The 12,125-nt window shown below is 36.7% G+C and carries 7 protein-coding genes; 6 read left to right on the forward strand and 1 reads right to left on the reverse strand.

Going from position 1 to position 12,125, the window contains the following annotated elements:
• Positions 1 to 71 precede the first annotated feature (71 nt).
• Positions 72 to 1,349, reverse strand: a complete 1,278-nt coding sequence (locus BUC21_RS14765) for a family 8 glycosyl hydrolase (protein WP_073403812.1) — start codon at positions 1,347 to 1,349, stop codon at positions 72 to 74.
• 221 nt (positions 1,350 to 1,570) lie between these two features.
• On the opposite strand from BUC21_RS14765, the gene BUC21_RS14770 reads away from it, so the two are divergent.
• The 6 genes from BUC21_RS14770 to BUC21_RS14795 form a co-directional block, all read left to right on the forward strand.
• Complete coding sequence (locus tag BUC21_RS14770; RefSeq protein WP_073403814.1) at positions 1,571 to 3,178, forward strand: DUF6377 domain-containing protein; 1,608 nt, start codon at positions 1,571 to 1,573, stop codon at positions 3,176 to 3,178.
• A 299-nt stretch (positions 3,179 to 3,477) separates the two neighbouring features.
• A complete protein-coding gene (locus BUC21_RS14775) occupies positions 3,478 to 6,471 on the forward strand; it encodes a SusC/RagA family TonB-linked outer membrane protein (protein WP_083547726.1) in 2,994 nt (997 codons plus the stop codon).
• A gap of 13 nt (positions 6,472 to 6,484) precedes the next feature.
• Positions 6,485 to 7,993 carry a RagB/SusD family nutrient uptake outer membrane protein gene (locus BUC21_RS14780; protein WP_073403816.1) on the forward strand — a complete coding sequence of 503 codons (1,509 nt, stop codon included), beginning with the start codon at positions 6,485 to 6,487 and terminating at the stop codon, positions 7,991 to 7,993.
• Positions 7,994 to 7,995: 2 nt separating this feature from the next.
• Complete coding sequence (locus tag BUC21_RS14785; RefSeq protein ID WP_245797136.1) at positions 7,996 to 9,489, forward strand: glycoside hydrolase family 30 protein; 1,494 nt, start codon at positions 7,996 to 7,998, stop codon at positions 9,487 to 9,489.
• Between the two features lie 29 nt (positions 9,490 to 9,518).
• A complete protein-coding gene (locus BUC21_RS14790; RefSeq protein ID WP_073403818.1) occupies positions 9,519 to 10,853 on the forward strand; it encodes a DUF5125 domain-containing protein in 1,335 nt (444 codons plus the stop codon).
• A 40-nt stretch (positions 10,854 to 10,893) separates the two neighbouring features.
• Positions 10,894 to 12,125 (forward strand): glycoside hydrolase family 3 protein (locus tag BUC21_RS14795; RefSeq protein ID WP_139261462.1); only part of this gene is annotated, 1,232 nt, incomplete at its 3' end.

Below are 12,125 nucleotides of genomic sequence, written 5' to 3' on the forward strand. Positions count from 1 at the left end.
TTCCTCACGGAGTGCCCTTTCTCTTAAAAAAACAATTCTAAAAACTAACCAAACCAACCAACTTAATTCTTTTATGATTCTATAATTCTATAATTTCCACTCAGATGCATAATGCTAAACAGATAAAGTAATCCATCATAATAAGCATCAAAATATCCATCCTCATAAGGTTCGTGCTTAGCATTCCACAAAGCATCTATAAACTCTTTACTCTTTTCATGTGTAGTAGTAAGAGATACAGCAGCCGATGTTGCAACTAACCCCAAAGAGTGGCGTAATTTTGTATAACCTCCGGCACCCAAAACCTTCTCTACGGGAGTTCCATCTATATTATATTGGTCAACATATTTATTTATTCCTTGTGAATACAGAAAATCCTGAATTCTATTTCCATATTGCTGCTGCCATTCTTTATCTGCAGCCGACCATGAATAATCGAGTGCTATGTTCATTGGAACACGCCAGGAATCAAAGCGGAACTGTGCCCCGGGATGAAAGAATGTTCCTTTAGATATTCCGTTATATTCTGAATAATCAGGTGTAAGACCAGTCTTAGGATGACAAGCCTTGTGAAGATACTCTCTGGAAGCCTTGGCGCATTCTTTCCAGAAATCGGCTCTCCCATCACCACCCCATTTTGCCCAAACTTCATAAAATGCAGGTATATTATAAGAAGGATCAGTAAATTGATCTCCTCCTTTGCTAGGTACAAACGTTATAAGTTTATGTTCCTTATTAATTAAATTAGTTACCCCATTCTCACCAGTCTTAGTCATCATGGCATCTAAAATTCGTTTTGCTTCGGCATGATAATTGATTCCTGAATTATTTCCCCAACGATTTGCGGCAAAAATTAGAGATGTAACGAAATATAGCTCACCATCCGAAGCCGAACCTGCTGAATTACGCTTACCCGAAGTCTGGCAACTCCATGCAAAATAACCGTCACTGCTTCCACCCTGATGCTGCATATAAGTCTTTGACCATCTCCACAGCTTATCGAAAATATCTTTTCGGTTAAATTGCACGGCAATCATCATTCCATAAGACATTCCTTCTGTACGAACATCGTGATTTTTTATATCAGATATATAGGCCATGGAATCACCAATTTCAAAGTAGACTTTGTTTGGCCCTTCAAATACCCCTTTAAACGTGTTTTCCAACTTTGCATCAATATCCTTCTGGTTATATCCAGCCTCTGCAAAAAGATTTCTATACTTTCCGGTTTCCCACGCCCCCTTTTCCCAAGGTTTTAAAATCGTCTGTTTAGGGGGTATTGCAAATAGACTTAATGATATCTGACTACAGAATAATAAATACAGAAAACGGAATAAGATGTTTTTCATAAATCAATTAAATTTATATTGTCATGCAAATATAAATACATCAATATACAAAAAAATATATATTTGTTACACAAAATTGTTCTAGCGTTACATTATAAATTAAAGCGTAATTAACTTAATAGAATAGATAAAGTCATTAAACTATTTTAATATTTCACATCATATAGGTCTATCACAATATTTTTTCTAACTTTGAAGCGATTAAAAGTTACTCTAGTATAATGAAAAAGCTAACCTTATTATTTGTTTTTACTCTATATTCAATTGTTTCTCTTGCAGGAAATCAAATTGATTCCTTATTAAATGTATTGGATAAAACAATAAAAGAAAGCAAAAGTTATGTAGAAGCACGCGAAAGCCGCATTAATAGCCTAAAAAAGCGGCTTAGTAATAGTACATTCTCCCCTGAGCAAATTTATTCTATTAACAAATTACTATATAAAGAATACAGAACTTTTGTCTGTGACTCAGCAATACACTATCTAAATAATAATCTTGAAATAGCTGAAATTTCGAAGAATAAGGGATGGATAAATGAAACAAAATTATTTTTATCTCATCTTCACTCTTCTTCAGGTATGTATAGAGAAAGTAGCGATATATTATATTCCATAAATAAAAATCAGCTGACAAAAGATTTGATTCCATACTATTATAAATGTTACGAGCATTTATACAATGAAATGTACCTTTACACTCACGATCAAAAACTAAAAAAGAACTACTTTAAATTATTTCAAACTTACCAGGACACCTTGCTAACTGTTTTTGATCCTTCTTCAGAAAATTATCTGGCAATAAAAGAACAAAAAGCTCTTGAACAAAAAAATTTAGTTGAAGCACGAAAAATAAATTCTCTTAGATTGTCAAAAGCCCCTTTCGGAACTCCAGAGTATGCTTTGATAACCTTTCAAGTCTCTCTTATTGACAGAGAAGAAAAAAAACTTGAAGATGAGAAAAAGCATTTAATTTTTTCTGCAATGTCTGATATTAAAGCTGCAATAAAAGATAACGCATCTTTATCCAACCTCGCAAATCTACTTTATGAAGAAGGAGATATTGACCGTGCTTATCAATATATAAAATATTCACTAGAAGATGCTAATTTCTATAATGCTCGTTTACGAAATATTCAAATTTCAAATACCCTTCCAATTATAGAAAAGAGTTATCAGATTAAAAGTGAAAAACAAAAAAATGAATTAAAAACAAGTCTGATATGTGTAAGCGCTCTTGCACTCCTTTTATTTGGAGCTCTTGGCTATATTTATAAACAGATGAAGCGATTGAGCAAAGCTCGTAATGAATTAGGAGTAATCAACAATCAATTGAAATCATTGAATAATGAACTTGCCGAAGCTAATCATATAAAAGAAGAATACATTGCTCATTTCCTAGGAATATGCTCTACTTATATTGATAAATTGGAAAGTTACCGTAAAATGGTAAATAAGAAAATCAATGGCGGGCAAGTTACCGAGTTGCTTAAGATAACCAAATCTTCTGAAGTTCTTGAAAGCGAATTGAAAGAGTTCTACGTTAATTTCGATAATACATTCTTGCATCTATATCCCAAATTTGTTGAAGAGTTTAATAGCCTTTTAGTAAAAGAAGAAAGAATTGTTTTGAAAAAAGGAGAATTACTGAATACAGAGTTACGTATCTTCGCCTTAATTCGTCTAGGTATTGATGATAGTTCTAAAATCGCTAACCTTCTGCGCTATTCAGTAAATACGATCTATAACTATCGTGCAAAAGTTAAGAACAAAGCATTAGGATCTAGAGATGATTTTGAAAGTCTGGTTATGAGAATTGGAGCATTCTCATAACTCAATAATATCTACTTCAGATTATTATTCTTGCTAAAAATGAGCTTATATTCTTTTTAAAGAAAGTTATAACAACAAAAATATTGCTTCTTTTTATTAATATATCTTCCACTTTTTCAAAGCCACTTCAAACTGATAACTTATTAATAATAAATAAGTTGCACAACTACATTTATTAAACAAATCCACCAAATAACCACAGGTGATAGGAATGCATTTATTTCTATTCTACATTTGCTTTCGAGATATTCGATACAACGAATGAACAATCTAATGTTAACTAATTAAATTATTAATTCATGAAAAAAAGCAAGGAAAAACCAATTTCAAAGAATGACGCAAACTTTCGTAGAAGTTTCTTCTTCATTCTTATAGGTTTATTTGTATCTCTAAGTGCCTTAGCACAAAAAATAACAGTCACAGGACAAGTTAAGGATCCTTCAAACGAAGGTATAATTGGAGCCAGTGTTGTTGAAAAAGGCACAACTAACGGAACGATGACAGATATGGATGGAAAATTTTCTCTCACCGTATCTCCAAAAGCAACTTTAACTATTACTTATATTGGCTATAAAAGTCAGGAAATTGCTGTAAAAGGTTCTATCCCTTTAAATATTGTATTACAAGAAAATGCAGAATTACTAGAAGAAGTTGTAGTTATTGGTTATGGATCTGTAAAGAGAAAAGATGTAACCACTTCTGTTGCAAGTGTATCAACAAAAGATTTAGATGAGCGACCAATTATTTCTGCAGCAGCGGCTATTCAGGGAAAAGCTGCCGGAGTTAATGTTATTCAGCCAAATGGAGAGCCAGGTGCAGGAATGGTTGTCCGGATTCGTGGTAATTCATCTATTAATGCAAGCAATGATCCGCTTTATGTCGTGGACGGAGTGCCTATGACAGAGATTAATTTCTTATCTCCGAATGACATTGAAAGCATGCAAATTCTAAAAGATGCATCATCTGCTGCTATCTATGGTTCAAGAGCATCAAATGGTGTAGTATTAATAACTACAAAAGCAGGTGTAAAAGGTGAAGCAAAGATTAATTTCTCTGCTCAGGCTGGTATTACAGAGGTTGCCAAACAAATGAAGTCTTTAAATGTAGCACAATATAAGGATTTAATGGATGAGCTTGGTTCAATAAACCTACCAGATGGATTGAAGGATGAAACAAACTGGTTTGACGAAACTTATCGTACTGGAGTTACTCAAAATTATCAGCTGTCAGTATCTAGTGCAAACGATAAACTGAAATATTTCATTTCAGGAGGTTATACAAAGGAAGACGGAATTATTAAAGTTGCCTTTTATGAAAGATATAACTTAAGAGCTAATCTTGAAAATCAAATTCGTTCATGGTTGAAGATAGGAACTAATCTGGCATACTCAGATTACAGTAGCAACGGCATTATCTCAGGACAAGGTGCCAATCGTGCCGGAGTTATTCTTTCTGTTATAAATACTCCAACTTATGCAAAAATCTGGGACGAGAATAATCTTGGTCAGTACTATAACAACTTCTACGGAGCCAATGTTACTCATCCTTTAGAAAACATGTCACGTACTGAAGATAATAAAACAAATAACAACCGTTTGCTTGGAAGTGCCAATGCTGAAATTACATTCTCTCCAAAATTGAAGTTTAAAAGTTCTGTCTCTATTGACCGTGTATATTATCACAATACAAGTTTTCTTGACCCTATCAAAACAGAATACGGACGTTCTCAATATGGAAGTGCCAGCGATAACCGTTCACTAAGCACTATTATGGTATATGATAACATTCTGACTTATGACACAAGCATAAAAAAGCATAATTTCAATGTTATGGCCGGAGCATCAGGTACTACTTCTAAGTGGTCTCAAACTTACCAAACTGTAAGCCATTTCATAAATGGTGATATTAAAACACTGAATGCAGGAAACAAAGTTGAACAAGGTAATGGGACTACTGCTTCCGACTGGGCAATCATGTCATACGTAGGTCGTTTGTCTTATAACTTCGACAGTAAGTACTTATTAACGGCTAATTTCCGTGCCGATGGTTCATCAAAGTTGGCTCCGGGAAACAGATGGGGTTATTTTCCTTCAGTTTCTGCAGCATGGAGAATTTCATCTGAAGAATTTATGAAAGATCTTAAATGGATTGATGACTTAAAGATTCGCGGAGGTTGGGGACAAACTGGTAATCAATCAGGAGTTGGAGATTATGGCTATTTACAGCTTCGTAACATTACCCGTCAAAACTGGTGGGAAACCGGAAAGGCAAATGCACTTCCTATAACCTCTCCTGCTAACATGAGTAACAGTGAACTTACATGGGAAACAACAACTCAAACAAATATTGGAATTGATTTCACAGTTCTAAATAATAGACTGACATTTACCGCAGATGCATACTATAAACACACTACAGATTTGTTGATGGATGTACCTCTCGGCCCAACAGCATCTTTTAGCGATATCTATAGAAATGAAGGCGAAATGGAAAACAAGGGAATTGAATTTGGCATCAACTCAAAAAATTTAGTAGGTAAATTTAAATGGGATACAGACTTTAATATTTCATTTAATAAGAATAAAGTTAAGAAGTTCGATACACGTCAATCCTATTTCTATGCACAATCTACCACTGGTGAATATATAACCAAACTTACTACAGGAAAACCACTGGGAATGTTCTGGGGATATATTTCTGATGGAGTAAATCCTGAAACAGGTGATATCATGTACAGAGATCTAGATAAAAGTGGAAGCATTACTCCTAATGATAAAACATACATAGGTGACCCAAATCCGGATTTCACTTTTGGTCTGACAAATAATATTTCTTATAAAGGATTTAATTTGAATGTATTCTTCCAGGGCTCAGTAGGAAACGATATTTATAACCTTTCACGTATGGAAACAGAAGGTATGTATGATGCTAAGAATCAATCTACAGCCGTACTTGGCAGATGGAAAATCCCCGGACAAATTACTGATATGCCAAGAGCTGTTGCTTCTAAGGAAAACTTGAAGACATCCAGTCGTTTTGTAGAAGACGGTAGTTTCTTGCGATTGAAATCATTGACATTATCATACAACGTTACCGGGAAACTATTGAAAAAATTGAATATTGGTCGTCTTCAGCCATATTTCACTGCTCAGAATTTGCTAACGTTCACTAATTACAAAGGATTTGATCCCGAAGTAAACCAATGGGGAGGAAGTGCTTTGGTACAAGGACTTGATTGGGGTACCTATCCTCAGACAAAAAGCTATGTATTTGGTGTAAATGTTGAATTTTAAATAGAATAATACAATGAAAAATAAAATAAGACTTAGTTTATTATTGGGCACAGCACTTCTTATGGGAAGTTGTTCTTTAAATTATGATCCAATATCTGATTATAGCGAACTCACTTTTGGTAATGAAACCGGAGGTACTGGCAACAAATACGAAACCAAAGCTGAAATGCAGCAACAGTACGATAACATATATAAAAGCATACAAAATGCACAGGAATCATGGTATATGGATATGTTAGTATTTGCCGAAACTCATGCAGACAATGCTTATAGCGGAGCCACTGATGCAGAGCTTGTTTCGCTGGAATCGAACAAACAAGATGCAACGAATAAGAATATTGAACGCGATTGGACATCTTTTCTTGGATATATCGTTTCAGCAAATCGAGTGATCTGTAACGTTGATTCTGTTCCTGATAAGACTCTAACTGATGCCGAACGTAAGCAATGGAAAGCTGAAGCTTCTATCTGGCGTGCATGGGTATTGTTTGATATGACCAGATTATGGGGTGAGGTTCCTGTAGTTACTCAGGAAACTCCAAATATAACTGCAACAAACGTAAAAGAAATGTATCCTATCCTCTTCCCTGCCCGCAACAGTGTTGAAGATGTCTACAAACAAATTATAAGTGATTTACAGTACGGACTACAATATGCACCAAAAGCAGATGCAACTAACAAATTTAAATTAACGCAATCGGTGGCTAAAACTCTTCTTGCCAAAGTATATGCTGAAGCACCGGTTAGAGATTACGCCAAAGTTATTGAATATTGTGAATCTATAAAGAAAGATGGTTTTTCGTTGGTAGCTAATTACTCAGACCTGTTCTCTGTAAACGATACTAAGACAGATGTAAATTATCGAAACACTTCTGAATCGATCTTTGAAGTTATTTATCCTCTAGGTAGCGGAAGCTGGGTTACATGGATGTTTGGCATTGATCAATGCGATCCAAGTAGTACATATAACTGGGCTAAATGGATTACTCCTTCAAGAGATTTGATTCAGGCTTATGAAAACGAAGGTGATAATGTTCGTATGAATGAAGCAATTGTATGGGCAAAACCATCCTGGAGCATTCATTATCCATCAGATCATTACCCATTTATGTATAAAACTCGTTCTCGTTATAACAGTATCCTTAAGTTCCGTTTGGCTGATGTTCTTTTGCTGGAAGCTGAAGCTTATACGGCTCAGGGTAATTTAACTGCCGCTGCAGATTTAGTTGATCAAATCAGAGTTCGTGCAAAGTTAGCAAAGCTGGATGCTTCAGTTAAGTCTTCTAAAGACAATATGGTGAATGCCGTACTCAAAGAACGCCGACTGGAACTAGCTTTTGAAGGACAACGTTGGTTCGATCTTGTTCGTACAGGAAAGGTATATGAGGTTATGAATACATTAAATTCACGCGATTCTGGCCGTAAGAAGATGGCTACTTTCACTGAAAATTCATTGCTTATGCCTGTTCCACAAACTCAAATTGACAGTAATCCAAACTTAACACAAAACAAAGGGTACTAATCATGAAAGTTGATTATAGAAAAAAAATGTTATCAGTCTTGACCGGGTTGTTTATCACAGGATTTGCTTTCTTGGGATGTGGAAATGGTACTGTGCCTTCTCCCGAAGAACCCGGAGAAACGACAACCTCTGATGTCGATTTGTATGTTACAACGGCAAATCAATCTTTACTGTTCAAAAAGATTCCATTGTCATTCAGCACAAAAGACAATATGTCTCCGTTCACAATTCAAATGAATCCATCTGAAGTATTTCAGGAGATGGATGGATTCGGAGCAGCTATGACAGGTTCTTCTTGTTATAATCTATTAAAGATGACAGCTAAGGATAGGGCTAAGCTATTAAAAGAAACGTTCGATCCTAAAGATGGAATGGGATACAGTTATATCCGTATATCCATTGGAGCTTCGGACTTTTCGTTAAGCGAGTATACTTATTGTGATAATCAAGGCATCGAAAACTTTGCTTTGCAATCTGAGGATAAGAACTATGTTATTCCTGTACTGAAAGAGATATTGGCTATCAATCCTAATGTTAAGATTCTGGCTTCGCCATGGACTTGTCCAAAATGGATGAAGGTGAATAACCTGACAGAGAAAAAGCCTTTTGATTCATGGACAAGTGGACAGTTAAACCCTGATTATTATCAGGATTATGCCACATATTTCGTGAAGTATATTCAGGCAATGAAAGCAGAAGGAATTAATATTGCTTCTATGACAATTCAGAATGAACCATTAAACCGTGGTAACTCTGTTTCATTGTACATGACGTGGCAAGAGCAGCGAGATTTCATTAAAACAGCTTTAGGACCAGCTTTCCGCAAAGCGGGGATCAACACAAAGATTATCATCTTTGATCATAATTATAATTATGACGACATTGCCGATCAAAAAGATTATCCAATCAACATTTACAAAGATGCTGACGCTGCTCAATATATTGACGGAGCTGGATTCCATGCTTACGGAGGTGATAAAGCCGAATTGCTTGACGTTCATAATGCAAATCCCGAAAAGAATCTCTATTTCACCGAGATGTCTATCGGTGAATGGAATTACAGTTTTGCAGGAGACTTAATGTGGAACATGGCTGAGGTTTGTATCGGAACCATTAATAACTGGACAAAAGCAGTTATTGTTTGGAACTTTATGCTGGATAAAAACCGCGGGCCCAACCGTCCAGGAGGATGTACTACTTGTTATGGAGCTATTGATATCAATCTCGATTACAAGACCATGACAAAGAACTCACACTATTACACCATCAGTCATTTGGCTAAAGTAATTAAGCCGGGAGCCAAACGAATTGGTACAACGGGTTACAAGGTAAACGGACTTTACTATGCTGCGTTCCTAAATACCGATGGTTCATACGCAGTAGTATTGCAAAACGATACTAACAGTGCTATGAACATAACATTATCTGACGGAAAGCACTCTTTTGCTTACTCTGTACCAGCTAAAGCTGTGGCTTCTTATAAATGGAACAAATAAAAAGGTTAATCATTAAATAGAATAAAAACATGAAAAAATATAAATCAATTTTATGGTCACTTATTGCTTTGGCTACATTCAGTGCCTGCAATAATGAAAATTATTCGGAACCACCTGTTGAAGGAACGCCGGTTATAACTCTCAAATCACAGTTAACTTCTGCAATGTTTGGAGACAGTCTGACTTTCAATGCCACTGCAACTGACGCTGAATTTCCTCTTTCTACTTTGAAAGCCCAGCTATTCTTTGGCACCGACAAAGTATCGGAAACAGTTATTCGCACAAAACAAAACGGAGACTATACTGGCAAGATATTTATTCCTTATCTGGCTAATATTCCTAACGGAGCAGCCACATTAAAGCTTATTCTTCAGAATACACATTTCGGTACTACCGTACAGGATATTTCCTTGCCACTTACACGTCCGGACTATGATCACCTTACTTTGGTTACTGCCGAAGGTAAAGAATATACAATGGCTCGCACTGGCTTGTATCAGTATAAAGTAACTGCCAATTTTTCTCAAAAGGTAAAAGCATATATAAAAGCACCAAAAGCAGGAACTCAGGGAAATGAGATTAACTTCGGATGGGCTAGCGGAGCTATTACTCAAGGAACCACAAACGCAATTACTTTCTCGAATTCTAATGCCGGAACGTATGATATTACCTTTAACACATTGACCTATGCAGGTTCTCCATTCATCAAACTGCTTTTTGGTGGTGAAGAGATGACTATGATAGACGATAATAATTACAAGATAGAGAAAAATCTTACTACAGGACAAGTTCTTGAAGTTGCAGGTATTAGTAATTTCAGTTCATGGTGGATTGATCCTGATTATTTCACTAAAGATGCTCAAGGTAAACTTACATTCCTCCCTATGAGTGGAAAATATCGTATTACAGCCAACTTTAAATATAACTATTTCATTGTAGAGCGTATGACCGGTACCGGACTTGCTACACTGGCTGATGATGGAAGTGGTGCAGTATGGATTATTGGTGAAAAGATTGGTAAACCTTCACTATCTAATGAAGTGGGTTGGAATACGGATAAAGCTCTTTGCATGGCCCCTGTTGCCGCCGGCAAATATCAGGTTACTGTTGTTGCGGGTAAGGGTGCTTTGGGTAATGTAGACCCGGATGCTATAAACTTCAAATTTTTCCATCAAAAAGGTTGGGGTGGTGAATTTGGTGAAACATCAATTACTTCTAAGAGCACTGATATTGTTGTTATAGCCGGAGGTGGAAATCTTAGCTTAGCTACTGACAAGAAACTCACAGTTGGAAAAACTTATGTGTTTACACTTGATGTAACAGGTGGAAAAACAGCTGGTGTCCTTACAGTGGTTGAAAAATAATATAGAAGATTCTGTGAACTAAAGAAAAAATAAAGAAATAATGAATGGAATAAAACAGCTTATCGTTTTAAGTCTGTCTCTCCTTGCAGCCCCCTCCTTTGCACAGCCGAAGGGGGCTGTTTATTTAGACGATAAAAAACCGATTGAAGAAAGAATTGAGGATGCTCTTTCGCGCATGACACTGGAAGAAAAGGTAGCTATGTGTCATGCACAGTCAAAGTTCAGCTCGGCAGGCGTGCCACGTTTAGGAATACCTGAGGTGTGGTGCAGTGATGGTCCGCACGGTATTCGTGCCGAAGTGTTCTGGGATGAGTGGAATACTGCAGGATGGACAAACGATTCTTGCATAGCTTTCCCGGCTCTGACTTGTCTGGCTGCTACCTGGAATCCAGAAATGTCTGCACTTTACGGCAAGTCTATTGGTGAAGAAGCCCGTTATCGCAATAAAAATGTGTTATTGGGACCGGGTGTAAACATATACCGCACTCCTCTGAACGGACGAAATTTTGAGTATATGGGAGAAGATCCCTACCTTTCTTCAATAATGGTGGTGCCTTATATTCAGGGAGTTCAGAAGAATGGAGTGGCTGCTTGTGTAAAACACTTCGCATTAAACAATCAGGAAGTATACCGTGATAGAATCAATGTGAATGTCAGCGACCGTGCCTTGTATGAAATCTATCTGCCGGCCTTTAAAGCTGCTGTTCAGAAAGGTGGAGCATGGGCTATAATGGGCTCATACAATAAGTACAAAGGAGAACATTGCTGTCACAATCAGTATTTACTCAATGACATTCTTCGCAAGGAATGGGGATTTGATGGTGTGGTAGTTTCCGACTGGGGCGGAGTGCATGATACTAAAGAGGCTATTTACAACGGACTGGATATGGAGTTTGGAACCTGGACCAACGGACTGAACTGGAGTGCCAGCAATGCATACGATAATTACTATCTGGCCATGCCGTTCTTGAAGTTACTCCGCTCGGGTGAAGTAAAAGAAGAAGAGGTGGATAAGAAAGTGCGGAACATTCTTCGGATGATTTTCCGTACTACAATGAATAAGAACCGTCCATTCGGATCGTTTGGAACTGAAGAACATGCTTTGGCAGGACGAAAAATTGCTCAGGAAGGTATTGTTTTGCTGCAGAACAACAAGAACGTTTTGCCGGTTGACTTGGCAAAGGTAAAGAGAATTGCCGTTATTGGTGAGAATGCCGTTAAGAGAATGACCATCGGCGGCGGAAGCTCTTCCCTGAAAGTTAAATATGAGCA

The sequence above is a fragment of the Bacteroides luti genome (assembly GCF_900128905.1).
Lineage (GTDB): Bacteria > Bacteroidota > Bacteroidia > Bacteroidales > Bacteroidaceae > Bacteroides > Bacteroides luti.

Coding starts and splice junctions, on each gene's coding strand:
- BUC21_RS14765 (WP_073403812.1), bottom strand. CDS start 1,349: ATGAAAAACATCTTATTCCGTTTTCTGTATTTATTATTCTGTAGTCAG.
- BUC21_RS14770 (WP_073403814.1), top strand. CDS start 1,571: ATGAAAAAGCTAACCTTATTATTTGTTTTTACTCTATATTCAATTGTT.
- BUC21_RS14775 (WP_083547726.1), top strand. CDS start 3,478: ATGAAAAAAAGCAAGGAAAAACCAATTTCAAAGAATGACGCAAACTTT.
- BUC21_RS14780 (WP_073403816.1), top strand. CDS start 6,485: ATGAAAAATAAAATAAGACTTAGTTTATTATTGGGCACAGCACTTCTT.
- BUC21_RS14785 (WP_245797136.1), top strand. CDS start 7,996: ATGAAAGTTGATTATAGAAAAAAAATGTTATCAGTCTTGACCGGGTTG.
- BUC21_RS14790 (WP_073403818.1), top strand. CDS start 9,519: ATGAAAAAATATAAATCAATTTTATGGTCACTTATTGCTTTGGCTACA.